This window comes from Salipiger sp. PrR002 (genome assembly GCF_010500775.1).
In the GTDB taxonomy this organism is placed as follows: Bacteria; Pseudomonadota; Alphaproteobacteria; order Rhodobacterales; family Rhodobacteraceae; genus Salipiger.
On record NZ_JAAGOU010000047.1, the window covers coordinates 1 to 22,491 of the forward strand.

26 protein-coding genes are annotated in these 22,491 nt (G+C 63.7%); 19 read left to right on the top strand and 7 right to left on the bottom strand.

Annotation, left to right across the window (positions count from 1 at the left end):
- Nucleotides 1-756 precede the first annotated feature (756 nt).
- From G0A00_RS24570 to G0A00_RS24595, 6 genes are all read right to left on the bottom strand, one after another.
- Nucleotides 757-1,791 carry a toprim domain-containing protein gene (locus tag G0A00_RS24570; RefSeq protein ID WP_164185070.1) on the bottom strand — a complete coding sequence of 345 codons (1,035 nt, stop codon included), beginning with the start codon at nt 1,789-1,791 and terminating at the stop codon, nt 757-759.
- 223 nt (nt 1,792-2,014) lie between these two features.
- Nucleotides 2,015-2,233 carry a hypothetical protein gene (locus tag G0A00_RS24575; RefSeq protein WP_164185069.1) on the bottom strand — a complete coding sequence of 73 codons (219 nt, stop codon included), beginning with the start codon at nt 2,231-2,233 and terminating at the stop codon, nt 2,015-2,017.
- Nucleotides 2,234-2,553: 320 nt separating this feature from the next.
- Nucleotides 2,554-3,792 carry a replication initiation protein RepC gene (gene repC, locus G0A00_RS24580; RefSeq protein ID WP_164185068.1) on the bottom strand — a complete coding sequence of 413 codons (1,239 nt, stop codon included), beginning with the start codon at nt 3,790-3,792 and terminating at the stop codon, nt 2,554-2,556.
- 310 nt (nt 3,793-4,102) lie between these two features.
- On the bottom strand, nt 4,103-4,888 hold the full coding sequence (locus tag G0A00_RS24585; RefSeq protein ID WP_164185067.1) for a hypothetical protein: 786 nt from the start codon (nt 4,886-4,888) through the stop codon (nt 4,103-4,105).
- Between the two features lie 80 nt (nt 4,889-4,968).
- The gene (locus G0A00_RS24590; protein ID WP_164185066.1) at nt 4,969-5,307 is read right to left on the bottom strand and encodes a hypothetical protein; all 339 of its coding nucleotides are present in this window, start codon (nt 5,305-5,307) and stop codon (nt 4,969-4,971) included.
- 162 nt (nt 5,308-5,469) lie between these two features.
- On the bottom strand, nt 5,470-5,640 hold the full coding sequence (locus G0A00_RS24595) for a hypothetical protein (protein WP_164185065.1): 171 nt from the start codon (nt 5,638-5,640) through the stop codon (nt 5,470-5,472).
- Between the two features lie 124 nt (nt 5,641-5,764).
- Here G0A00_RS24595 and G0A00_RS24600 point away from each other — a divergent pair, with 124 nt between their 5' ends.
- The 14 genes from G0A00_RS24600 (at nt 5,765) to G0A00_RS24665 (ending at nt 18,314) form a co-directional block, all read left to right on the top strand.
- Nucleotides 5,765-6,430 carry a lytic transglycosylase domain-containing protein gene (locus tag G0A00_RS24600; protein ID WP_235956768.1) on the top strand — a complete coding sequence of 222 codons (666 nt, stop codon included), beginning with the start codon at nt 5,765-5,767 and terminating at the stop codon, nt 6,428-6,430.
- The gene (locus G0A00_RS24605; protein WP_164185062.1) at nt 6,427-6,747 is read left to right on the top strand and encodes a TrbC/VirB2 family protein; all 321 of its coding nucleotides are present in this window, start codon (nt 6,427-6,429) and stop codon (nt 6,745-6,747) included. Before G0A00_RS24600 ends, G0A00_RS24605 begins: the two co-directional genes overlap by 4 nt.
- A gap of 60 nt (nt 6,748-6,807) precedes the next feature.
- Nucleotides 6,808-7,083 (top strand): type IV secretion system protein VirB3, encoded by a 276-nt coding sequence (locus tag G0A00_RS24610; protein WP_164185061.1) that lies wholly within the window; start codon nt 6,808-6,810, stop codon nt 7,081-7,083.
- Nucleotides 7,073-9,445: a VirB4 family type IV secretion system protein gene (locus G0A00_RS24615; protein ID WP_164185059.1), complete on the top strand. Its 2,373-nt coding sequence runs from the start codon at nt 7,073-7,075 to the stop codon at nt 9,443-9,445. The genes G0A00_RS24610 and G0A00_RS24615 overlap by 11 nt, the downstream gene beginning before the upstream one ends.
- Nucleotides 9,442-9,675: a hypothetical protein gene (locus tag G0A00_RS24620; RefSeq protein ID WP_164185057.1), complete on the top strand. Its 234-nt coding sequence runs from the start codon at nt 9,442-9,444 to the stop codon at nt 9,673-9,675. Before G0A00_RS24615 ends, G0A00_RS24620 begins: the two co-directional genes overlap by 4 nt.
- Nucleotides 9,676-9,679: 4 nt before the next feature.
- The gene (locus G0A00_RS26830; protein ID WP_304610782.1) at nt 9,680-10,816 is read left to right on the top strand and encodes a lytic transglycosylase domain-containing protein; all 1,137 of its coding nucleotides are present in this window, start codon (nt 9,680-9,682) and stop codon (nt 10,814-10,816) included.
- Nucleotides 10,809-11,639 carry a type IV secretion system protein gene (locus G0A00_RS24630; protein ID WP_164185056.1) on the top strand — a complete coding sequence of 277 codons (831 nt, stop codon included), beginning with the start codon at nt 10,809-10,811 and terminating at the stop codon, nt 11,637-11,639. The genes G0A00_RS26830 and G0A00_RS24630 overlap by 8 nt, the downstream gene beginning before the upstream one ends.
- Before the next feature lie 37 nt (nt 11,640-11,676).
- On the top strand, nt 11,677-12,189 hold the full coding sequence (locus G0A00_RS24635; RefSeq protein WP_164185054.1) for a hypothetical protein: 513 nt from the start codon (nt 11,677-11,679) through the stop codon (nt 12,187-12,189).
- Nucleotides 12,189-13,241 (top strand): type IV secretion system protein, encoded by a 1,053-nt coding sequence (locus G0A00_RS24640; RefSeq protein WP_164185052.1) that lies wholly within the window; start codon nt 12,189-12,191, stop codon nt 13,239-13,241. Before G0A00_RS24635 ends, G0A00_RS24640 begins: the two co-directional genes overlap by 1 nt.
- Before the next feature lie 22 nt (nt 13,242-13,263).
- On the top strand, nt 13,264-13,917 hold the full coding sequence (locus G0A00_RS24645) for a virB8 family protein (protein WP_164185050.1): 654 nt from the start codon (nt 13,264-13,266) through the stop codon (nt 13,915-13,917).
- A gap of 2 nt (nt 13,918-13,919) precedes the next feature.
- Nucleotides 13,920-14,660 (top strand): TrbG/VirB9 family P-type conjugative transfer protein, encoded by a 741-nt coding sequence (locus tag G0A00_RS24650; protein WP_164185048.1) that lies wholly within the window; start codon nt 13,920-13,922, stop codon nt 14,658-14,660.
- A 1-nt stretch (nt 14,661) separates the two neighbouring features.
- Nucleotides 14,662-16,188, top strand: a complete 1,527-nt coding sequence (locus G0A00_RS24655; protein WP_164185046.1) for a TrbI/VirB10 family protein — start codon at nt 14,662-14,664, stop codon at nt 16,186-16,188.
- Entirely contained in the window at nt 16,188-17,183 is a 996-nt protein-coding gene (gene virB11 / locus G0A00_RS24660; protein ID WP_164185045.1) for a P-type DNA transfer ATPase VirB11, read from the top strand. Before G0A00_RS24655 ends, virB11 begins: the two co-directional genes overlap by 1 nt.
- 393 nt (nt 17,184-17,576) lie before the next feature.
- The gene (locus G0A00_RS24665; protein WP_203595509.1) at nt 17,577-18,314 is read left to right on the top strand and encodes a DUF3800 domain-containing protein; all 738 of its coding nucleotides are present in this window, start codon (nt 17,577-17,579) and stop codon (nt 18,312-18,314) included.
- A gap of 86 nt (nt 18,315-18,400) precedes the next feature.
- On the opposite strand, the gene G0A00_RS24670 is transcribed toward G0A00_RS24665, so the two are convergent.
- Nucleotides 18,401-19,165, bottom strand: coding sequence for an SDR family NAD(P)-dependent oxidoreductase (locus tag G0A00_RS24670; RefSeq protein ID WP_164185043.1), 765 nt, complete (start codon nt 19,163-19,165; stop codon nt 18,401-18,403).
- 291 nt (nt 19,166-19,456) lie between these two features.
- Here G0A00_RS24670 and G0A00_RS24675 point away from each other — a divergent pair, with 291 nt between their 5' ends.
- The 5 genes from G0A00_RS24675 to G0A00_RS24695 all read left to right on the top strand — a co-directional run bounded on the left by G0A00_RS24675 (nt 19,457) and on the right by G0A00_RS24695 (nt 22,343).
- Nucleotides 19,457-20,347: a helix-turn-helix domain-containing protein gene (locus G0A00_RS24675; protein ID WP_164185041.1), complete on the top strand. Its 891-nt coding sequence runs from the start codon at nt 19,457-19,459 to the stop codon at nt 20,345-20,347.
- Nucleotides 20,348-20,520: 173 nt separating this feature from the next.
- Nucleotides 20,521-20,724, top strand: a complete 204-nt coding sequence (locus tag G0A00_RS24680) for a type II toxin-antitoxin system RelE/ParE family toxin (protein WP_164185039.1) — start codon at nt 20,521-20,523, stop codon at nt 20,722-20,724.
- Nucleotides 20,725-20,733: 9 nt separating this feature from the next.
- Complete coding sequence (locus G0A00_RS24685; RefSeq protein ID WP_164185037.1) at nt 20,734-21,060, top strand: HigA family addiction module antitoxin; 327 nt, start codon at nt 20,734-20,736, stop codon at nt 21,058-21,060.
- Between the two features lie 411 nt (nt 21,061-21,471).
- Nucleotides 21,472-21,687, top strand: a complete 216-nt coding sequence (locus G0A00_RS24690) for a hypothetical protein (protein ID WP_164185036.1) — start codon at nt 21,472-21,474, stop codon at nt 21,685-21,687.
- Nucleotides 21,688-22,112: 425 nt separating this feature from the next.
- Nucleotides 22,113-22,343, top strand: a complete 231-nt coding sequence (locus G0A00_RS24695; RefSeq protein ID WP_164185034.1) for a PAS domain S-box protein — start codon at nt 22,113-22,115, stop codon at nt 22,341-22,343.
- The last annotated feature ends 148 nt before the right edge of the window (nt 22,344-22,491 follow it).

Below are 22,491 nucleotides of genomic sequence, written 5' to 3' on the forward strand. Positions count from 1 at the left end.
CGTGGACGATCTGATCTGAAGGATTAGAAGAGCGCCGGCGTCGTGCCCGGCGTTATTTTCAGAGGGCCGGTTTGATCCAGGGAAATCTCCCGGCATCCAAATCTTGGCAGGTTTGGCACCGATCCGATCAACGAGCTGACTGGGGAAGGTCGCAGGAGGTCCCGTTTCCATCATGTCCGAAGATTACCACATATTTCGGACATCGGCCCACGCGCTCGGTCCGGCGTTACCCCTCCACCGTGATGGGCATCGCCATGCCATGGTGAGATCGTCGCCTGTCGATCGGATCGATGCCACGAATGATCGTGAGCGCCCTTCCCGGCCGCCTACTTACCGCGCAAGAGGTCCTGAACGACCGGGGGCTGCTTGGCGACCCGCGTGCGCAGGCGTGCCCCTGTATTCGGGCTCGCCTCTGCGGGCAACTCGGCGGTCTCTGGAAAGCTGGTGAACCTCTCCCATCGTAGACATCGACATGGCGTCAAAACCTGCGCAACATGCCAACGAGCGCGGCTCGGAGCATAATCTCAAGGCGATCTTTGCACCCGTTGCCCGAGAAGAGGGGCCCCATACCTCATGTGCCCGCGTCGCGCTCACCCTCGTATGCCAGCCAATGCCTGGCTAGCCGATGCCTGCCCCCGAGGCGCAGAGTTCTCCGTCGTTGTCCATCTCGGTGCGCTCGCAAGCCCGAGGCATCGCGCCGCCGCTGGTTTTCCGATGTCCGGCGACCGATAGGGTGTGGCGCATGAGGAACCGTCCTCAGCTCTTGAGCGCCATCCGCACCAGATCAGCGCGCTTGAGCTGACCAAGAAGCCGCTGCCGCAGCGCGGCTGCGCCATCCTCCCTCAGGTCATCATTGAAATCACCCAGCCGGGGCTCGAGCACCGAGACAGAGATACCCGCGTCCCCGGCCCGCGCGCTCAGCTTGTCTGCCGCGGCCTGGCCGGCATCGTCGAGATCTCGCGCGATGTAGAGTTGGCGGATCCCTTCGGTCAGATCGACGGCGCCGAGGTGCGCTGCAGAAAGCGCCGCCCAGACCGGAAGGCCCGGGAGGGCCTCGCGCAGCGACAGCATTGTCTCGAGACCTTCCCCGATCGCAAGGCACTCACCTGGGGCATCGATTTTTACAGCATTGCCCAGAAGCTCGCCCATCGCCCGGCGTTGCACCTCGACGGGTGCCTTGTCCGATCCGTCCTCCGCGAGCCAGGTGCGGTGTACGCCGCGAAGGCACCCTGCCCTGTCGGTCACCGCCGCGATCAGCGCGGGACGCGGCTTGGACGGGGCCTCGTCGTGATCGCGATGCCAGCAGCGCGGATGAAAGCGCAGCGCTTTCGCGGACGCTGCGCGGGTGATACCACGGCGCTGGAGGTAGGTTTCTGCGAGGCTCCCGGAAAGCGGAACCGACGCCTCAAAGAGGCGCTTCGCGGATGTCCGTTTGTCAGATGTGCTCTTGCGCTTGCGAGGCGTGCTCGGTTGCGCCACCGGCATGGGGCGCCCGAGATGTGCACGGACCTCCACCAGAAGATCGGGAAACCGGGCGATCCCGGTCCGCGCCTTGATGATGTCGAGCAGGTCGCCGTATTCGCCGGTCGCGCCATCGGTCCAGCGACCGCGGGCGCCCTTGCCTTCGTCGGGACCGGTGAGGCGCACGTAGAGCGAGCGCCCGGGCGTGTTCTGCAGGTCCCCGACCAGCCAGTACCCGCCTTCGCGCCGCCCGGCAGAGAGATAGTGCCGACACACGCTTTCGGCGTTCTGGGCCAGCTCGCGCAGGAGGTCCTGAGTTTCGGTAGTCATGGCAAAATCACTCTTTGCATGTGGCATGTTCCCCAGACGCGACGAACCTGGAAGCCCCTGAGGGGGTGCCAAAATCCGACCCCTGGAAAATCCGCTATCTCCTGCCGGCCCGCCCCACATCGACGACGGCCGAAGGGTTTCCGAAACGCTGTTTCGCAAATTGTTCGCGCGCTCTGGCGGCTAGCTGGCGCGCGAAGGATTAGCATCGAGGATGCAGGCCAGGCTAAAGGTCGCACACAGGCGGGCGGCGTCTCCTTCCGAAGAGGCGGCGCAACTCCCGCGCGTCGAGGCCCGTCTCCGCGATCACCTGTTTCTTCGGCACCGATGGGTCGGCCCAGAGGAGACCCGCCTTGCCGAGGGTTTCAAGGCGCGTCCGTTGTCGAGGTTCCTCCTCGACCGATCCAATCTCCTGTTCATAGGCGGAGTGGTTGAATTGGTTCATTGCTTTCCCTTTCCCGGCGGACCCCACCAACACGCGGCCTGCCGTCTTCTGCGGCGCAGCTGGTCGCGCCGTGATGGGAAGTAACAGGAGCTTACACGTTGACCGCAATGCGAATAGCTCAACCTAAGCGAGAATTTGCTTACCCTACGTAACTGCGGCCATTTAGAGGCTGCCCTCTCCACGTCTCTGGCGCAATTGCGCGCGTTTTCTGCCACTTAGGCCGCCCTTGCGGCGCCCGCAGAACCCACAGCCTCGAGGCCACCGTGCGCAGCGGAAGGCCGTCGCGATGATCATTCTGCTGGGTCGCACGCGCTGCACCGCTACTCGGCATTCTGGCGCATCGACAGCCCGATGAGCCCACCAACGATGTTCAGCGTGCCCTCCTCGTGGCGTCGCGTCATGGCCCGTAGGTAGCCGCCGGGGCTGAGTATCGGTGTCTCGGGATCGCCAGCCTTGGAATCGAGGATGAACACGCACCAAGTCGCGTCTTCCACGCCCATCTTTCGCACCGCATCATCCCAGGCGGAGCGGTTGATGCCGAGCTCGGGCAGCCTGCAAAGCGCGGCGACGGTAAAATCATGCAGGTGCAGGCTCGACCAGCCGCCCCGGCCCTGCCGGCGGGCCTCGAGGTAGAAGCGCATCTCCTCGGAGGCGAGCGGGATGAATGTCTGTATCGGGATGTTTGTCAGGATTTTGGACTTGTGCTCGGCAAGCCCCGCCCCAGCCTTTTCTTCTCGGCAAGACGGCGCGCCGCTAGGCGAGGCGTCCTCTACATTCGAGGGCGCGGGCTTGCCCGCGCTCTGCTGATCAACGCTGGCGTTACAAGGTACTTCCTTAAAATCTTGAGTTGTATCTTGTACATAGGACCGCTCGTTTTCGTGCGGTCCACCGTGCGTTTCTGACATCGCTTGCAGCAGATCCAGCGCTCCAGTGCAGAGCGCGTCGGCCTCGGCGACATGCACCTCGAGCTCCTCGAGCGACATCCGGTGCAGCTTGTCCGCGCTTGGCCAGGCCTCGAAGGCGTCGAAAATGTCCTGAACCTCGGCCGCCAGCCCGTGTTCCGCGATCAGCTCAGCGAGGCAACTCTTCAGGTGCTTCTTGTGGATGCTGCGAAGCCCGCGCAGCTTCGCGTGCTGCCGGCGCCCGTCTTCGATCCCCTCGCGGAGCGCCAGGAACTCCTGGCACCTCTTGATGGCGACGGAGAAGTAGACGCCGCATCCGATAAAGCCCGAGCGCGCGCCGTTTCCCATGGTCCGCTTCTCGATCAGCCCGGCCGCGACCAGCTGCGCCTCGTCTGCCCGGATCCGGCTTGGCGATACGTTCCGTTTCTTGGCGATCTCGGATTGCGCAAGATAGCAGCAGGGCTCCTCTTCGCCGCTCTTGAAGGCGCGGGGGCGGGTGGCGCCGATCATGATGCGGAAGGTCGCGAGCGCAGCGCTTCTGACCCCAAGCAGCGGCGCCACGGCGTCAATCAGCGCAACGAAGCCGTCGCGCTCCATGCCCTGCGGCAAAGAGGGGAAGGAGCTGTGTTGTCGGGCCTCTAAAATGGCTTCAGCCATATGCATCGGTCTGTATTCCTCGTCCGGTGTTGGCGAGGCGGCGCCAGACAAGATTTCCCCGTTCGCACAGGTGCGTTTTTCCTTGTCTGCCAATGGGGGAGGCTGATAGAGTCGCAAGTGATGAGGCTTGCTTCCAAGGGTTTGCACACCCTTGTTCTAAGAGCTCCCCCGTGAAGGTTGCCGCCTTCGCGGGGTTTCTTATTTGGGGGGTGGGAAAACTGCTCCTTTCTTTCCAAGCGCCGCTTGCGGCGACGCGCCTGCCTTTTTTGGTCCGCCCTGCAAGCCGCGACCTCGCGCGGCAAACGGGCCGCTAGTAATTCACCTGCTCGTAGCCGTAGTTGCCGTGGTAGTCCGACCAGTCCACGAAGACCGAACGGCGCGAGATGTAAGGGCAGCTTTCGCCCCAGCCCTCATCACCGACAAAGGCGACCGGCAGCGCCGAGGGACTGCTGTCTCGCCAGTAGAAATCGCCCTGCAAGCCGTATCGTCCGACGCGCACGCGGCTCCTACGCTCACAGTGGTCATTGTCGCTGCCCCGCTCCCGCTGGCGCAGGACCTCGACGCTGTAGACCCGGATCGAGCGCACGAAATCGAAGACCGGATCGCTGATGTCGATGTCGGCCACGCCATTCTCGGAGGTGTAGTCGGCGATCTGCTGCAGGAGGGCGGGTCTCGGTGCGCCACTTCCCGCAGCCTCTTTCAGCACCGCAGAGATGAGCGCGACCGGCGGCACCGCACTTTTGAACGCAGCCGCGGGTCCGATGTCGCCTCCGAACGGGAATTGGACCGGGTGCGCCCCTCGGTCAAAGGCCACATCGTAGAGGCGCTGCTCCGGCGTTTGCCTCGCGTTTCCCGGATAGGCCGCATGCATCGGGCAGCGCCAGATCTGCAGCGGCGGCTCGATCGGCGACGGCGTGATCCTGCGGATGAACTCCGTCTTCGCCGCAACGCAGGGCGCCGAGGCGGGCCAGCCGCCGGAGAGACAGAGCAGGATCGCACAATCGATCTGGTAGGCGCGCGCCGGCTGCGATGTCACGGCCAGGCTTCCGGTGAATGCCAGGGCAGCCGTGGCTGCTGCGCCGAGGAGATGCTTCATCGCCCTACTCCCGTTAAAGGTGTGCCTGCAACCAAGCACATCACTTTTTTGGATGTCCAGCGGGTTTTGCGCTCGATCCATCATTTTTGAATGTGTTTCTCATCTGAATGAAGGGCTTGCAGGCGCGCGTAGGCCTCGAGCGCGGCCTCGATGTCCTGCCGTGCCGTCTCCTCCGCCATCTGCAGGCACTGCAGGTAGCGCTGCGCCTCGGTGAAGTAAGTCGAGAACTCCAGCCCAAGCTCATCGCGATACTCCTCGATGACATCCCGCGGCAGGTCCGCGGTGGGGACCGGCGGCGGCACACAGTCCAGCGCTGTCGTTTGCGCTACGGCCGAGTTTGCAAGGCTCGCCGCAACCAAGGCCGCCCCGGAGGCAGCACCTCCGGCGCAGCGGGTAGTATGCACAAACATCCGTATCATGTATTGGGCATCACTATGTTGCACTTTTTCCGCTTGTAGTATCTTGCAATTACGTATTGCACCATCTTCTGTTTCACGCTACCCAAAAAATGTGTATGCCTCCTCCATGTCACTCGACACATCGAACGACCCCAGGAACGAGGCAAAAAAATGAGAGAAGTTTCACCAGTGATTACGCTTGCGGGAGTGAGGGAAACCCTGGAAGCCGGTGGGACAGTTGAAGTCGAGTGCATCGAAGCGCCAGCGCGCGTGAGCAACCAATTCCAGGCCGCGTGGAAGTTCTACGCCGTTGCCGAGGTTGACGGTCAAACGCACCGACTGCTTCTTGTCCACGGTAGGGATATCAAGACGAGGACCATCCGAACCCTGACAGGTCTCCTGTCCTTCGGCATGGATCTCGGCGTCTCCCCCATTTCCGTTCCGCGTCACGTAGGAGAGCGCGCGGTTTGGAAAACCTATGAGGATACGTCAAAAGACTAGACGGTTTTGTGCCTCCGCCGCGCTCGCGGCGATGGCACCCTGGGCCCACGCTGAGGTCATCGACCTCGGGGGCCCGCGAGACGCGGGGCGGGTCACCGCCTCGGTTCTCGACTTCGGTAAGCCGAGAGATTTTTCTGCTGAGGCCGGGGGCACACAGGCTATTGTTGCCTCCGCTGCCCCCTCCTGTCCCGGCCTTTCGCGCCGTCATGGCACTGCTGAGGTCGAGCGCCTGATCTCGAGCATCGCGCAGGCCCACGCCCGCCATCCGGGGCTCCGCCGCGCGGGCATCTCCCCTGTGGAATGGATCGCCCTCTTCCGGGCCAATATCGCCATCGAGAGTAATTTCCGGCAATCGGCCCGCTCGCATGTGGGCGCGATCGGCCTTGGACAGCTCATGCCCGAGACCGCACAGGTCCTCGGGGTCGACCCGCACGACCCGCGCGAGAACCTCGACGGGTCGGCCCGCTACCTCCTCATACAGCTCGAAGAATTTGGATCGGTGCCCCTGGCGCTTGCCGCCTACAACGCCGGTCCGGATGCCGTCGCCCGGTACCAGGGCATTCCTCCCTACCAGGAGACCCAAGGGCACGTTCGCAAGGTGCTCGACGTCTACCTGGCAACCATCGGTAAGGACCGCATATGACCACGATCACGAAAGGGCTTATAGGCCACCTCACCTCCCTCAACTGGAAGGGGTTGCTCTACCTCTTGCCCATCTTCGCGCTCATCGCCGAGCCCGCGCTGGCGCAGAACCTTGACCCGCTCGAGAACATGCTCGGCACGATTGTCGATGCGCTGACCGGCCCCATCGGCCGTCTGATCGCGATCCTCGCCCTCGTGGGGTCCGGCTACATGATGTTCACCGGCCGCCTCAACTGGCCGCTCTTTCTCGTCATTCTCGTCGGCGTTGTCATCGTCTTCTCCGCCGAAACCATCATCGACGGTTTCACGGCCACCTGACGCCATGAGCCTCCCCGCCCCGTGTGGCGCGGGAGGCCTTCTTCGTTGGAGCGCATGCCGATGCAAGAGCACCCCCTGTTTCTCGGGCTGACACGTCCTCCCAAATTCTTCGGGCTGCCGCTGGGCTATTTTATCAGCCTGACGCTCGGCTCGGTGATCCCCTTTGTCGCTTTTGACGATGTGCGCTTCCTCGGCATTGCCCTCGTCGCCTACCCGGTTCTCTGGCTCGTGGCCGACCGGAACCCGCATCTCTTCCAGATCGTCGCGGGCGTTCTCTCCACCACTCCCCGCACGCGGACCTACAAGCGCAATGGGGGCGATCGCTATGTCTCTTAACCGCCTCTCCGCCCTCTTCGAGGACAGCGCCCTGCTGCGCTCGGTGCTGCCCGAAAGCCTCTTTGCCGAAGAGCCGGTGGCGCGGCACCTGCCCTATCTCTCGGCCCCCGAGGATGATCTCATCCTGACCCGGCAGGGTGATCTTCTGGCTTCGGCCGTCATCGGCGGCATCGACAGTTTTACCGCCGAGGCGCCGGAGATCGAGGCGCTGACTCAGGGCTTTGCCCGCTTTGTCGGCCAGCTCGGCGAGCGCTTCGGCTTTTACGTGAACAAGATCACCGTCCCGGCGGATCTCGACCTCGCGCCTTTTGATGAGGCCGGCTTCGCCGCGGAGATCGACCGGCGCTGGCGCGAGACCATTGCCGCCAAATCCCTCAAGCGTCGGGTCCTGTTGCTCACGCTCGCCATGCGCCCGAGCGCCAGCCAGAAGATGGGGCTGGGCCGGGCCGTCAAATCCAGTTTCGAGGCCGACCTCGCGGTGCGCAAGGAGCGCATTGCCGAGGCCATGGGGCTGCTGCAGGCGATGTATCACGCCGTGGGGTTCCGCCGCCTGCGCGTCTCGGACGGCGACTGGCTGGGTTATCTCGGCACGATCCAGGGACAAGAGTTCCAGCCGATGCACGGCCAACCGGGCCAGTTTCTCGCGGCCTCCATGACCAACGCCCAATATCTCTTCAAGGGAAAGCGCTTCGCCATCGACAACGGCATGAGCCGTCGCTTTGGCGCGATCTTCGGGGTGAAGGCCTGGCCGAGCAAGTCGCTGCCGACCGTGCTCGATGCGCTGGAACTGCCCTACGACATCGTGGTCACCAACAGCTTCACACCGATCCGGAACAACGAGGCCGAGGAGAAGATCGCCCGCACCGCCCGGCAGATGGGGGCGACCGAGGATGCCGCGCAATCCCTGCGCGCAGGGCTTTACGATCTGCTCGACGACATCGCTTCCGGCCACGGCGTTCTGGGCAAGCACCAACTCACCGTCATGGTCACCGCTGATAGCGAAAAGGCCCTGGAAGAGGCCGCCTCGGAGGTCTGGCGCGCCGGGCAGGAGTCCGGCGCAACACTGGTGCGCGAGAGCTTTGCCGCCCGCGCGATGTTCTTCAGCCAGGCCCCGGGCAACTGGCGCTACCGCCACCGCGCAGCGCTGACCACCTCGACCAATTTCGCCGATTTTGCCGCCTTCCACGCCGGCGCGCCCGGGCGCGACAAGCACCAGTCCCCCTGGGGCGAGACCATCACCGTTCTGCCCTCGGTGTCGTCTTGCCAGTACCGGTTCAATTTCCACGAGCCGGGCTCGCGCACCGCCGAGCCCTCGGGCGGGCATACGCTGGTGCTGGGGCGCCCGGGCTCGGGCAAGACGCTCGGCACCGCGTTTCTGATGGCGCAGGCCCGCCGCGTCGGCGCACGTATCGTGGTCTTCGACAAGGACCTCGGCCTCGAGATGGCGGTGCGCGCCATGGGCGGCACCTACAGCACGGTCCGCATCGGCCAGCCCACGGGCTTCAATCCCTTCCTCACCGAGACCGACAGCCGCGGCGCGGCCTGGCTCACCGATTGGACCGCCGACATTCTCTCGCGCAGCGGCCGCCCGCTCGAGACCTTCCAGACCGTGGCGCTGAACGACGCCATCCGCCGCGTGGTGGCGGCCGAGCCGGAGCTCCGCAGCTTCTCGGCCCTGGCCTCGGCGGTGAACCAGACCGACGACGATGGTGATCTTGTCTCCCGGGTGCGCGAGTGGACCGCGGCGGGCCGCTTTGGCTGGCTCTTTGACGAAGAGGCCGAGACCGGCATCCAAATCGGCGAAGATGTCGTCGGCATCGACATGAGCGAGCTTCTCGATCTCGGCACCGAGCGCACCGCGCTTCTGGCCTATCTCTTCCGCCGGATCGAGCGCGTCATCGAGGACCGGCGTCCCACCATCCTCGTCATCGACGAGGCCTGGAAGATGCTGAACGACGAGATGTTCGTGAAGCGCCTGCAGGAATGGCTCGTCACCATGCGCAAGAAGAACTGCGTGGTGATGATGCTGACCCAGACCCCCGGGCATCTCGCGCAGTCGAGCGTCGGCGCGATCATCTCCGAGATGGTCTCGACGCAGATCCTGTTTCCGAACCCGGCGGCCCACCCCGAGGACTACCGCATCCTCAAGCTCAATGACCGGGAGGCGGAGTTTGTCTCGCAAAGCACCGGCGGGCTGCGCCTCGCGCTGCTGCGCTCGGCCGGCGACAGCCTCTTCGTCAATTTCGATCTCTCCGGCCTCGGCCCGGATCTCGTCACCGTGCTCGGCGGCGGGGCCAAGGGCAAAGACCGCGCGCCCTTCGAGTGGCGCCGCAACCCTGACTTCTGGAAGGACATGGCATGACAAAGCTCCTCTCCACCGCTGCACTGATGCTTGCCCTCGCTGGCTGCGCCGCTGGCGTCTCGACCGGGCGCAAGTCGCCCTGCGCCGGCACGTTCCGGACCGAGGGCAGCTACGCGGTCATTCCGGCGACAGCGACGCGCGGCGCCGTGGTGAGCCGGGGCGCCGCGTCGCCTTCCCAGATGAGTTTTGCTGCGGAGGGCGCGAATGATTGCCAGTTCTCCCCGCTCTGAGCGCATGCCGAGACCCAAGGTGTCGCGGACCGGGGCAGCGGGACTGGGCGTTGCCGGGCTGATGCTGGCTGCAGTCCCATCCCCCAGCGCCCTCGCGCAGGGTGTGCCGATCGTCGACGGCTCGAACCTCGCCAATGCGATCTCGCGGCTCTCCGAGGGGGAGCGCGACTTTGCCAAGCAGCAGGAAAAGCTGGGCCGCCGCGAAGCGCAACAGGATCTGCACCAGGAGCAGCTCGAAGCCTACGCGCGGTTCCTCGAGCAAACGACGGGCACCACCGATGTCTCCGGCTTCGAAAACGGCGCGGGTGGGTTTCCGAGCGCTGCCGAGACCTATCCGGTGACGGAGGAAGGCAGCGCCGATGCGCAGCGGCTCTTTGGTGACGATGCCGGCGTTGAGCAGATGATCATCGAGACCGCGGCGAAATACGAAACCCATGCCGGTGTCGGCGCGGCGGGCCTGACCCCGCTGACCTGGCGCATCCTCTTCCAATCGCTCATCAAGCAGGAAAGCCGCTTCAACAACGCCGCGGTCTCGCATGTGGGCGCCATGGGCTTTTGCCAGCTCATGCCCGGCACCGCCGCCGATCTTGGCGTGGACCCGCGCGATCCCTGGCAGAACCTCGACGGCGGCGCGCGCTACATCCTGGCCCAGCTCAAGTCCTACGGTCGCATCGATTTTGCCCTCGCCGCCTACAACGCCGGGCCCGGCAATGTCGACAAATACGGCGGCGTGCCGCCCTTCGACGAGACGCAAAACTACGTCCGCCGGATCCGCGGCTACTTTGAGACCTACCTCACGCTCATCACCGGCAAAGACCAGACCGGCACCCTCGCCGGGGTCGATGGCGCCTCGGCGCAATGGGGCAACTGGTCAGATGCCTCCATGGGCTACGCCGGCGAGGTGAACACCCAGATCGATCACGCGATGCAGCGCATCTACGGCCTCCTGCAGCAGGCCAGGCCCGAGACCGAAAAGCAGGCCGTAGATCACAACACCTACATGATGGCCGAGCGGGCCCGGCTCATGGCGCTGACCCTGCGCCTGCGCGCCGCGCAGGTGAAGGTCGACGGCGCCCGCGGCATGTCGGACGCCGCGCAGGGGCTGCAGGCCACGAATTTCTGGGAGTATCGCGATGAGTGAGAGGACCGCTCGCACGGCCCTGCGCCGGTTTGCCTTCTGCGTTGGCACGGCCAGCGCGGCCGCGATCTCGTTGGCTGCGCCGGGCCTTGCACAGGGCGTGCCGGTCATCGACGGCTCGAATCTGGCAAAGAATGTCGAACAGCTGCAGCAGGCGCTGCAGGATGCCGAGAACCAGATCGAGCAAATCCAGCAACTGAAAAAGCAGATCGAGCTGCAGATGGAGCAGATCACCAGCCTCGAGTTCATCGGGGACTCGCTGACTGGCTTTAATGACATCGCCACGCTCTACAACAGCGCCGAAGACCTGCGGGACCGTGCCGCCAAGATCACCGATCTCAGCGGCTTTGCCGATGACCTGGCCATGGGGGATTTCGACGCGCTGCTCGACAATCTGCTCGATGGCGATGTCACCATGGGTGAGAAGCACGCCGCCGAGCAGATGCGCGAGACCTTGGCCTCGGCCGGGCTGACCTCCGATCGGCTCTCGCAGCTCTCCTCCTCGGAAAACCCCCAAGACAAGGTCATTGCCCGGACCGCCGGCACCAGCGCGACGGCGATTGCCGCGGCGCAGCTGTCGTATGAGGAGGCTGAATCCAGCCTCGAGCGGGTCAACGGGCTGGTGGATGAAATTGCCAATCAGGAGACGCTCAAGGAGAGCGTCGATCTCAACACCCGCATGGCGGCAGAGACCAACTTCATGCTCGGCCAGATGTGGCGGCTCAGCGCCGCCGCCGGCCTCGCGCAGGGCCAGACCGGCGTGAACTGGGCCGCCGAACAGGCCAAGGAACGCAGCTTCTTTGATTACTCGGGCACCGCCGACTGAACGGCGCCCTACACGCGATTTGAAAGAGGAGACTCATATGTTTGCGAAGATGATCACAGGCCTGACGGCGGGCTTTGTCCTGGCAGGTGTGGCCAATGTCGCCTGCGCCGAGGACTATAGCGCCGCCTCGGCACCGGAGCTCAGCGCCGCGGCCATCGCAGCGGTGGAGGCGGAAGATGGTGATGGGCTGCTGGCGATCATGCAGGAAATGCAGAGCCGCAGCATGTACTTCTTCGAAGGCGACGAGGCACTCTGCCGCCGGGAGCCACCGAAGGTTGGCCTGCTCGCCAAGCCCGGGTTCAACTTCGGCACGGCGCGCACCGCCTATCAGACCTTCAACAAGGTGCAACGCCTCGAGGAGCAGACCTGCACCTGCCCGCAGGCGGCGCGCTCCTTCGAAGAGTTCTCGGTCGCGTTCCTTGGCGTGATGCCCGGGGACATCTCCGAGACCGAAATGACGAAACTGCGCGAGTACAACATCGCAAACGAATACGACGTGTCCGACGCCTACCGGTCCTTCCGGAATAAATCCTGCCGGGACGCGCCCTGATGGCCATCATTGCAGATGTCCTTTCGGCGGTGGATACGACGGCCGCGTCTGTCGGCGCTACCGCCTACAACGAGGTGGCGGGCTCGGTCATCTCGGTGGTCCGTGTCGGTGCAGTGCTCCTCGTGGCGATGACCGGGATCAACCTGGCCATCCAGGCCGTCCCGATGACGCTCCGCAATGGGCTCAGCCTCATCACGCGCATCGCCCTGGTCATGATCTTCCTGTCCTCCTTCGCCAACTTCGACGCGGTCTATGGCGTTCTGACAGAAGCCCCGAGTCAGTTGGGCGGGACCGTACTGTCGTCAGCGACAGGGTCGACCGTGACAGACCTGTATCGCGGACTGGACGAACTCTATGGCGATGCGCTTGATCTGGGCCAAGCGGTCTCGGAGAACGGCTCCTACATCTCCGGCGCCCTCGCCAGCCTGCTCATGTTCCTCATCGCAGCGCTGATGGCGACCATCTCCATCGTGGTCATCTGCGCCGCGAAACTGATGATCGCGGTGCTGATTGTTGTGGGGCCGCTGGCGATTGCCTGCACGCTCTTCAAGCAATCGGCGCCGATCTTCGAGACCTACACCAAGCTGGCCCTCGGCTTCGCTTTCGTGCCCCTGCTGACCGCGGCGATGGCCGGCTTCACCATCGCCACCAGCAAGATGCTCGCGCCTGATCCGGCGAGCGCCGAGACCATCGGCGACATCATCGGCTTTGTGGTGGTCATGATGCTCGGCACCGGGCTCATGTTCATGGTCCCGACCATTGCCCAATCCCTCGGCTCGACCGCCATCGGCCTCGGGCAGGCCGCCTCCGGCACCTACCAGCAGGCCAAGTCCCACAGCTATGGCGCCGTGGCCGGCGCCCGCGGCATGGCCGAGGGCATGACCGGGCGAAAGGAACCCAAATACGGGATCAGCTCCGGCGCCCGCCGGGAAGGCCATGCGGTCGGCGCGGCAATCTCGAGCGCCGCGGGCGGCGCGCCTGGCAGCGCGGCCGCGGCCGCCCGGCTCGCCGTATCCCTGGCACAAAAATCCGTCGCCAAGGGCGGCAAGTAATCGGCCCGCGAAGGAGGTTTTGATGAAAGAACACAGCTTCGATACGGACATCATCATGGCCCCGCGCCGCAGCGAAAAGCGCGCCTGGATCGTGGCCGGCGTTGCCACCGCCGTCTCTGTCCTGATGGCCCTTTCCATCGCGGCGATGATGCCGCTCAAGACGACCGAGGTCTTCACCGTTCTGGTAGACCGCGACACCGGCGCGGCGGAGCGCATCATGCAGGTGCAGCCCACCGGCATCGAAGACGAGCAGGCGGTGAAGGAAAGCCTGCTGGTCTCTTACGTCTCGGACCGCGAGTCCTTCCTCATGGCCGGCATCCAGGAGCGTCTCGAAAGCGTGCAGCGCCGCTCGGCGGGCGGCGCCCGGCGCTCGCTGGTTTCCCTCTGGAGCAACGACAGTGACAACGAGACCTACCCACCCCGCCTCTATGGGCAGGGGGCAGAGGTCACCGTGCGTGTGAAAACCATCACCTTCCTCGAGCCGACCGTCGCCCAGGTCCGCTATGAGAAGACCCTGCGCACGCCGCGCCAGGACAGCGTCACCCGTCCCTTCGTTGCCGTCATCGGTTTCGAGTTCCAGCCGCGCGAGGAACGCGCCCTCGAACGGGTCTGGGAAAACCCGCTCGGCTTTACCGTCACCAGTTTCAATGTCTCGGCCGAGACGCTGGGAGGCTGACAATGCGACACACCAAAGCTCTCACGCTTGCTACCCTTCTCCTCCTGCCCCTGCCGGCGCTGGCGGAGCGCGCGCCGCAAACCATGGGCCAGGACGCCCGCGTGCGCTCGGTTTGGTACAACCCCTCGGACGTGATCCGCGTGGACACCAACCTGCGGACCAACACGGCGCTCGAGCTCGGCCGGGGTGAGCGGATCGAGCAGGTCCTGCTCGGGGATTCCGAGGCCTTCGATGTCGAGGTCCTGTCGAACCGCAACACAGTCTCGGTGAAACCGGTCATCGGCAGTGCCCACAGCAATATGACCATCTACACCTCGCGCCGCGCTATCGCCTTTGTCCTGACCGAAGGCCGCAGCAAGACCCCGACCTACCGCGTCGCGGTCAAATATCCCGAGGACCAGCCAGCCCGGACCTCGAGCACGCCCAAGGCCATCGGCACCCGCGACACCGGCTATGAATTCGCGGGCGGTGGTCAGGCCCGGCCCACGGCGGTCTGGAACGACGGGCGTGCGACTTATTTCGAGTTCCGTGAGGGCGTCCGCCCCTCGATCTTCGCCGTCGATGGCGAGGGTTTTGAGCTGACGGTGAATTCGCAGACCCGCGGCCGGGTGGTGCGCGTCGGCGGTGTGGCCGAGGCTTTCACCATCCGGATCGGCGACGAGGTGATCTGCATCCGCCACGTGGCGGGCGGCAAGACCGTGGACCCGTTCATCCTCCGCAGCCTTGCTGGGAAGGAGTTCTGAGATGGCCGAGCACAAAGGCACCGACGATCAGGGTTTCGAGGACACCGACTTCGAGGCTGAAGACGCACCGCAGGACAAAGCCTACCACGTCGAGCGCAAGCCCCGCTGCCCGGCGATGGGACTGAACTCGCTCGCCGGCAAACTGGTCTCCGGCATTATCGCGGGCTGCCTGCTCGTGGTGCTGGCCTACGCCATGGTCGCGGGCGAAGAGGACAGCGCGCCCGTGGAAACCTCCAACGTCACCGAATTCCAGGATGGGGCCACCGGCAGCGGATTTGGCAACATCGCCCCCGCCGCGGCGCCCGAGCCCGAGGACGACGGTTTTGACTTCGGCCTCATCCAGGACCAGCTCGACAGTCAGCGCAGCGCCCTCGAAGAGCGCAATGCCTCCCTGCAGGAACAGGTGCAGCAGCTGCAAAGCAGCCTCGCCGATCTGTCTGGTCGTGCGAGCAGTGAGGATAGCGCCGTCGTCGCGGACCTCTCCCGCGCCCTGCAGGAAACGCAGGAGCAGAACGCGCAAATGGCGCAGCAGATGCGCGAGGATTTCGCCAATCAGTTGAAATCGCTGCAGGCCGCCAATGAAGAGAGGATGACCCAGCAGGAAGAGACGCTGGAAACCCTGCGCCGCGAAAACCTGGCGCTGCAGACCGAGATCACCACCGCCAGCAATGACGCGGCGCAGGAGGCTCAGGACGCCGAAGCCGCGCGGCGGAGACAAGCTGAGCGCGAGGCCGAGCTGGCCGAACGTCGGCGTCTGCAGCAGGAAGAGCTGCAAGCGCGCGTCGAGTCCGAGGCGGTGGTCTACGACAGCGGCGCAAGCTCAGGCAGCGCGGGACCGGCGAGCGGCGGACCCGGGGACACAGCTGGCCAGCTGAGCCCGCGCGGGCAGTCGCGCGACAGCACGCTGCGCGCCTTTGTCACCGGCGGTGCCGGCGGCACTGGCGGTGCCACGCCGACCGAGCAGGCGACAGAGATTGCCAATCCCGCTTACACCGTTCTGCAGGGCACGATGATCCAGGCGAGCCTTGAGAACGCGGTCGACTCCTCCCTGCCCGGCGCCGTCTCGGCCGTGGTCAACTACCCGGTCTGGTCCTTCGACCAGAGCCAGGTGCTGATCCCCTCCGGTTCGCGCCTTTTCGGCTCCTACAGTTCAGACATCGACATAGGTCAGGGCCGCATCCTCATCGGCTGGACCCGCCTCGTGACCCCCGACGGCCAATCTGTGCAGCTCTCGGCCTTTGGCGGGGACCAAATGGGTCGCTCCGGCATCAGCGGGCAGGTCGACACGCGCTTTGGCACCCGCTTTGGCAATGCCGCTCTGATCTCGCTAATTGGCGCGGGCCCGAGCATTGCCGCCGCCCAGATCGACGATGACACCACCTCCGACATTGCCCGCGATGTCACCGAGGATCTTGGCGATGCCACCAGCTCGGCGGCGGCGGACTACGCCACCCTGCCCCCGATCATCACAGTCGAGCAAGGCAGCGCCATCACGGTCATGGTTGATCGCGATTTGGAATTCTTTTGATGAACAAGGCTCCGCCGCGCGCCTCCTTCCTTGCAAGCTACCTTGTGCCTCTGGGCCCCTATCTCGGGGACCCGCGCGTGGTGGAGGTGGCGATCAATCCCGATGGCGGGGTCTGGGTCGAGCGGCAGGGCGACAGCCACATGCAGCGGGCCGAAGCGCTGAGCTTCGCGCCGGCCCAAGCCGCGGACCTCGCCAAGGCCATCGCCTCGGAGGTCGACGTGCCGCTCTCGGCGAAAAAGCCGATCGTGTCGGGCAAGATCACGCATGGTGGTTCGCCGCTGCGGGCGCAGGTGGTGGTGACGCCTGTGATTGAGGGCGCACCCTCGATCTGCTTTCGGCGGTATTCGCAGTCCAAATTAGAGATCGGGGACATGGCCCTGCTGCATGGCGAGCTGGTCGATCTCGACAAGCGGCGCCGCGACCGGGCGCAGCAGGTGCGCGAGTTGACCGGCGCGGGCAAGGTGACCGAAGCCATGAAGCTCTGCATTGAGGATCGGCTCAACGTGGTGATCGCCGGCGGCACCTCAACCGGCAAAACCACCTTCGCCCGCGCGCTCCTCGACATGGTGGGCCCGCGCGAACGGCTGGTCACCATCGAGGATGCCTTCGAGCTTTTCCCGAGCCACGCCAACACCGTCTCCATGAAATCGGACCGGATGCCCGGCTCGGAGAAATCCCCCGCAAAGCTCCTGGAATCCAGCCTGCGGATGCGGCCTGACCGGATCATCCTCGGCGAGCTGCGCGGCTTTGAGGCTCTCACCTTCCTCGAGGCCATCAACACCGGCCATGGCGGATCCTTCACCACCATCCACGCCGACACCGCGTTCAAGGCCATCGATCGGCTCGCGATGATGGTGCTCGGCAACGGCCTCAACATGAGCTTCGAAGAGGTGCGCCGCTACTGCGCGCACAGCATCGATGTGGTGATCCAGCTTGGGAGGGAGGATGGGAGAAGGGGGATTGCGGAGATTTTTCTGCCTGGGACGGGAAGCTGACACCCGCTTGGCAGCGATCCAGGCCCAATGGCGAGGGCACTGGGCATCGATCTGCAGCTACCCAGGAGATGGCAGCGACCAAGGTGCAGGTGTGGCGGTGGAATTGCCCTCATCCGTTGCAACAGTTGCGAAGGTCTGCTCCACTGCCTTGGCCACGCATCCGGGCCGCAAAGCCCTGAAGAGAGCGTGCCGGATAGCGGCTAAGTGCATGTCGCGGCGTAGGCTTCTGATCGGGCGCGACACGCCGGACGCTGCGGCCCTTGACGCGGATTGACAAGTGTCACGCGTGACACCATCTTGATTTAGAAGCGCAAGATGTGAGTTTTGCCTTCTTTCCGAGGCCCGCGCTTTGTTGCGCGGGCTTTCGTGCTTCTGAAGTTACCCTTGATTTACATGGTTTATTTGGACGAATTTGGTCACATCGGGCCGTTCGTCTCCAAGCATGATGCCAAGTTCAAGGAGAGCCCCGTTTTCGGCTTGGCTGGCTACATTCTCCCGCTCGAAGAGGTCCGCAGCTTCGGCACTTGGTTCTATCAGCAGAAGTGCCGTCTGTTGAAGTTCGAGATCGATCGGGCTGAGCAGCACCCGGCGGTCTGGGAAAAGAAGGGCTCCGCGCTCTACACCGTTACCAATGTCACCAGGTACCGCGAGTTTCGCGCGACCACGAACCGCATCCTGAACAAGATCCAGAAAATCGGTGGCAAGACCTTCTGCGTCGGTCTTCGAAAGACGCATTCTCCGGAAACGGCAGACGCAAATGCTCGGTATCATGGGGTCCCGAAAGAGGCCCTCAAACGGTTGAACGATTTCTGTGAACATGATGCGCCTGTAGACAGCCGGTTCTTTCTGGCGCTCGATGAACATGACCAGCGCGACCAACTCCTGACAACCGCGTCGATGCAGATGTATGGTGGGGACACGCCGATGAGGCATCTGATCGAGCCCCCTTTCCAGATCGAAAGCCATCGCTATCAAACAATGCAGGCCGCGGATTGGCTTGCCGGACTTGTCAGACGGCTCGGAGCGATCTGGGCCGAACCAGGCCAATACCCTGAAAACGAAGTCTTTCGAACCTATTTCGAAGCACGTTTGAATACAGCATCAGTGCGCAGTGGTGTGAGGACCAAGTAGGCGACCGGCCCATCGCGGCCGCGGCCCCGAACGAGCTCGGGGCCGCGGCCTAGTCTTCAGGCGGGATATCTCCCGCCAATCGCGGTTTAGACCGAAACTGCGCCGCCACCGCCGTCGATCCGGTAATACGCACCCGTGATGAAGCTGGCCCGGTCGCTGGCCAGGAACAGCATCAGATCGGCAATTTCCTCCGCCTCTGCGTAACGGCCAAGCGGAACAGCGGCTTCGAACTGCTTGCGTGCCTCAGCCTCCTCGCCTTTACGCGCGTTGCTCTCGATCGAACGCATCATCTGAGTGTCTACACCGGAAGGGCAAACGGCATTAACCCGGATCCCCGTGCTGGCGACCTCGAGGGCGACACTTTTGTTGACCCCGATGAGCGCATGCTTCGACGCCACATAGGCGCTCATACCGGGCGCTCCCAGCAACCCGCCATTCGACGCGGTGTTAACGATAGCGCCCGACCCCTGAACCTTCATCTGCTTCACCACGTGCTTCAGCCCCATGGCAGCGCCGATCACGTTGATGAGCAGCACATTGCTGTAATTCTCGAAGCTTTGCTCTTCGATCGGCTTGAAGTCGCCATTAATGCCGGCGTTGTTGACGAAGACGTCGATCCGGCCAAAGGCCTCCACCGTTTTGGCCACGTAGGCTTCCACGTCGACTTCTTTTGAGACATCTGCGGCGATCAGAACCGCGCCCTCGATATCGCCGACCGCCGTCTCGAGGCTTTCGCGCTTGAGGTCCACGAGCGCCAGCTTCGCCCCTTCCGCGGCGAACTTGCGCGCCGCAGCGAGACCGATGCCTCCGGCGGCCCCCGTGATCAGAACGACCTTGTCCTTGAATTCCATTATATCCTCTCCTTTGCTCAGGACATACGCGCTAGCCTGTGTCAGGCGCGATCGATCCGACGGGGTCGAGATCGCCAAGGCGGGCAAACCTGCCGGGATCGCGGCAACCGCGCTTGGGCGGAAGCTGCCAACAGGCTCGAAGTGCAGTCCTGATGGTTACCTATGCCCCAGAAATTCCTGTCTCCACCGCGGAGTGGGTCCTGAATTGACCACAAGGGACACAGATCTTAACTCTAACAGCCAGGCGCCGCGCCAATTCGCCACGCCGCTACCGAGGAGTTCGTGAGGAACATGCCCGCGATCGATGACAGGCTGCAGCGCGATTACGAAAGCCAACTGCACGCGAACAAATTCGCAGGCCGGTGCCTTTCTCTCAATGACGAACCAGTCGAAGGCCACTTGACCATTCGCCGTTTCGGAGAAGTCCTGGTATCGGAAGTGCGGGCTTCGGCGCATGTGCTCGAGGTACAGGAAACCCGCAAGGAAACCGCTGAAACCGTCTTCGCCACCGTTATGGTGGAAGGCGAAACGCTCCTCGGGCAAGCAGGAAAGTGGCTGCGGTTGAAGGGTGGCGACGCCGCTTTCAGTCTGCCTTCACTCCCCTTCACGATCATCTGCCCCGAACCTATCCACCTTCTGACATTGCAATTGCCCCGCGACAGCTTCATCGGCGATCTGTTGACGGCCGTCACAGACCCCTTGCTGATACCAAGGCGCGCTGGTGCCGCGCGCTTCGATCAGCAGGGGCTAACGCGAAACTTGCGCCGCTGGCTAAGCGAGGCGCACGCATCTGACGAGCACGGCCTACGGATCCTCTCGATGCTGGAAGGACTTCTGCGAACCGAGGCCCGTCCCGGAGGTGGACGCAGCCAATTCCTCGCGGCGCTGTCACATATCGCATCGGAGATCCGCGATCCCGCGCTGTCCCCTGGTTCTGTAGCCTCAGCCATTGGCGTATCGCCGCGGCAAGTGGCACGTATCTTCGCCTCACATGGAACCACCGTCTCGCAGGAGATTGCTGAGCGCCGCTTGCAACGCGCATACGCGGTCCTGCGAGACCCCACGCAGGATCACCTGGGTATTTCCGAAATTGGGCGGCGCTTCGGGTTCTCCGGTCCAGAAGTGTTCAGCCGCAGTTTTCGCCGCCGTTTTGGAATGACTCCGACCCAAGCGCGTCGGTGAGGACAGGAAAATGGGACACCTGCAGAAAAGGCTTCCATAGCTTCCTAGATCTTCTCGCCCTCCTCTCTCCGAGCGCTTCTTGTCGCCTGTCAGCTTACACACAGCCATGATCAAGATTTCGCACACAAGCTGCTGAAAGCCCTCTGGGAGACCGGCAAGTCGAAGATCAACGCATGCACAGCCGCATCCTGCGGCGCATGCATGCGCTCGACGCCGCCACCGCTCCCGAGGAGATGAATCTGCCGGGCTTCGACTTTCTCAGTCTGCAAGGTCACACTCCAACGCGCTACACCGTCCATATGAACGGCCCGTGGTGCATCACCTCTAAGTTCCGCGACGGCGACCTCCATGTGCTGGACTACGAGCAATATCACTAAGAGGCGAGGATGAGCCGCAACCCCAACCGCTGCCCGACGCATCCGGGCGAACTGCTCCGCGAGGATGTGATCCCCGCGACCGGGAAATCCAAGTCCGAGATCGCACGGCTGCTGGGCATATCGCGTCAGCACCTGCATGACCTGCTGGCCGAACGGAAGCCCGTCAGCCCGGAAGTCGCCGTGCGGTTTGCCAAGCTGTTCGGCACCGCGCCACTGGTTTGGATCAGGATGCAGGGGGCCTATGATGTCTGGCATGCAACTCGCGACGTCGACGTGTCGGCTATCCCGACACTGAGCACCGCGTCCGACAACTCGGCCACAACCGAAACCCCATGACCGCGGAGTGAGCTGACTAGCTCAGCGGTCTCTCCTGCGGCACCGGGCTCAGCAGAGCTTCGACGAAGTCCGCGACTGCGCGCACAGCATCGATATGGTGACCCAGCTTTGTCGCGAGGATCGCTGGAGAGGATCGCGGAGAGCTTGCCGTCGGAGGCGCGCGCATCGTTCGTGACAGCAAGAGCTTTGGAAAGAGATCAACACGGCCGCGCGACACGCGCCCTGCCAGGCTGACGCTTGAGCAGAGTGCATTGTGCAGATAAGCACGTTTTGCGTGCATCTACACGGATGGCGAGCTACATGACGTCGGGTTTAGACCGGCCCCCGGCAGATGTTTCTGGTTGCCGTTTCTTGGCTCGTATTTTCTGTACAGAATATTTGATCGAACAAAGCATGAGTTGAAGTATAGGTATGGTGAAGATCGTCTTCTTCGGTGGGTTCGTTCTAGTAGGCGTCGGTATCGCGATGCTCGCAACCGACCATCTGGCCTTCGGCGCCGAGATCACCGGAACCTTCGTTTCCTCCAGAACCATCCTTTTCCCCCTCGGCATCGCGGCGGTGCTCATTGGTGGCATTGCAGTGCTGGCTGGCACGGTTATCGAAGTGGTCAGGAGCCAGAGACGCTAGCCGCCTAACTCCGACACCTTCGAACTATGTCATCTCGCCGAACCCTCGCCGCGAGGCGACACGATTGGACGTCGCTTCCATTGCGCGTTTTTTGCGCCCACACCGCCTGATCATGCTACGGCACTGCGAAGGAATACTGCGTTGCTGGAATTTTCAGATGAAGGTGGCCGCAGGTAGACCAACAAGGGGGTGCAACCGCCATGACCACTCTCGTCATTGTACGAGGCCCGAAAGGGCACGCCTGGAGCGGCGCCGCGGTGGAGGTCCTCAACCGGACCAAGGACTACGTGGTTACCGATCTTGGCACGTTCCGGCGAGATCGGTACGGAACTTTCCGTCTCGAAAGTGACCCCGCATTCCAGATCGACGGACCTGCGAAAGCTCGGCCCGGAGTGACACCCGGCGATATGCCTCCGTAGCGAAGAATGGACCATTTTCCTTGGTCTGCGCGCCGCGATATTCCACCATATAAGCGGGGGACGACAATCCACACCAAGCATCTTGATGGCCGCATCATGAGTTGGAACGCGAGTGCCGAGCGCATCATGGGCTATGCCGCCGCGGAAGCGATTGGTCAATCGATCATCATGATCGATGGTCCCCATTTCGAAATCTCGTCGCGGGAAAGCGGGAGCTTCCGGGCAACCCCCAGTTAGGGGGGGAGATCGCGCCCGGGCAAATGACTACCAGGGTCCACGTCGCCCTCAGCGTCGCCACACAGGAGGACTAGGCTGATCAAGGAAGTTAGAAGCAGCAGCGCGCGCCGGTCTCCTCTCAGCCTCCGCCTCATCTCTTTGCCAACAC

Excerpts from the sequence above, each read along its gene's own strand:
- G0A00_RS24570 (WP_164185070.1), bottom strand. The coding sequence starts at position 1,791 with ATGACTACCGAAACTCAGGACCTCCTGCGCGAGCTGGCCCAGAACGCC.
- G0A00_RS24575 (WP_164185069.1), bottom strand. The coding sequence starts at position 2,233 with ATGAACCAATTCAACCACTCCGCCTATGAACAGGAGATTGGATCGGTC.
- repC (WP_164185068.1), bottom strand. The coding sequence starts at position 3,792 with ATGGCTGAAGCCATTTTAGAGGCCCGACAACACAGCTCCTTCCCCTCT.
- G0A00_RS24585 (WP_164185067.1), bottom strand. The coding sequence starts at position 4,888 with ATGAAGCATCTCCTCGGCGCAGCAGCCACGGCTGCCCTGGCATTCACC.
- G0A00_RS24590 (WP_164185066.1), bottom strand. The coding sequence starts at position 5,307 with ATGATACGGATGTTTGTGCATACTACCCGCTGCGCCGGAGGTGCTGCC.
- G0A00_RS24600 (WP_235956768.1), top strand. The coding sequence starts at position 5,765 with ATGAGGATACGTCAAAAGACTAGACGGTTTTGTGCCTCCGCCGCGCTC.
- G0A00_RS24605 (WP_164185062.1), top strand. The coding sequence starts at position 6,427 with ATGACCACGATCACGAAAGGGCTTATAGGCCACCTCACCTCCCTCAAC.
- G0A00_RS24610 (WP_164185061.1), top strand. The coding sequence starts at position 6,808 with ATGCAAGAGCACCCCCTGTTTCTCGGGCTGACACGTCCTCCCAAATTC.
- G0A00_RS24615 (WP_164185059.1), top strand. The coding sequence starts at position 7,073 with ATGTCTCTTAACCGCCTCTCCGCCCTCTTCGAGGACAGCGCCCTGCTG.
- G0A00_RS24620 (WP_164185057.1), top strand. The coding sequence starts at position 9,442 with ATGACAAAGCTCCTCTCCACCGCTGCACTGATGCTTGCCCTCGCTGGC.
- G0A00_RS26830 (WP_304610782.1), top strand. The coding sequence starts at position 9,680 with ATGCCGAGACCCAAGGTGTCGCGGACCGGGGCAGCGGGACTGGGCGTT.
- G0A00_RS24630 (WP_164185056.1), top strand. The coding sequence starts at position 10,809 with ATGAGTGAGAGGACCGCTCGCACGGCCCTGCGCCGGTTTGCCTTCTGC.
- G0A00_RS24635 (WP_164185054.1), top strand. The coding sequence starts at position 11,677 with ATGTTTGCGAAGATGATCACAGGCCTGACGGCGGGCTTTGTCCTGGCA.
- G0A00_RS24640 (WP_164185052.1), top strand. The coding sequence starts at position 12,189 with ATGGCCATCATTGCAGATGTCCTTTCGGCGGTGGATACGACGGCCGCG.
- G0A00_RS24645 (WP_164185050.1), top strand. The coding sequence starts at position 13,264 with ATGAAAGAACACAGCTTCGATACGGACATCATCATGGCCCCGCGCCGC.
- G0A00_RS24650 (WP_164185048.1), top strand. The coding sequence starts at position 13,920 with ATGCGACACACCAAAGCTCTCACGCTTGCTACCCTTCTCCTCCTGCCC.
- G0A00_RS24655 (WP_164185046.1), top strand. The coding sequence starts at position 14,662 with ATGGCCGAGCACAAAGGCACCGACGATCAGGGTTTCGAGGACACCGAC.
- virB11 (WP_164185045.1), top strand. The coding sequence starts at position 16,188 with ATGAACAAGGCTCCGCCGCGCGCCTCCTTCCTTGCAAGCTACCTTGTG.
- G0A00_RS24665 (WP_203595509.1), top strand. The coding sequence starts at position 17,577 with ATGGTTTATTTGGACGAATTTGGTCACATCGGGCCGTTCGTCTCCAAG.
- G0A00_RS24670 (WP_164185043.1), bottom strand. The coding sequence starts at position 19,165 with ATGGAATTCAAGGACAAGGTCGTTCTGATCACGGGGGCCGCCGGAGGC.
- G0A00_RS24675 (WP_164185041.1), top strand. The coding sequence starts at position 19,457 with ATGCCCGCGATCGATGACAGGCTGCAGCGCGATTACGAAAGCCAACTG.
- G0A00_RS24680 (WP_164185039.1), top strand. The coding sequence starts at position 20,521 with ATGCACAGCCGCATCCTGCGGCGCATGCATGCGCTCGACGCCGCCACC.
- G0A00_RS24685 (WP_164185037.1), top strand. The coding sequence starts at position 20,734 with ATGAGCCGCAACCCCAACCGCTGCCCGACGCATCCGGGCGAACTGCTC.
- G0A00_RS24690 (WP_164185036.1), top strand. The coding sequence starts at position 21,472 with ATGGTGAAGATCGTCTTCTTCGGTGGGTTCGTTCTAGTAGGCGTCGGT.
- G0A00_RS24695 (WP_164185034.1), top strand. The coding sequence starts at position 22,113 with ATGGACCATTTTCCTTGGTCTGCGCGCCGCGATATTCCACCATATAAG.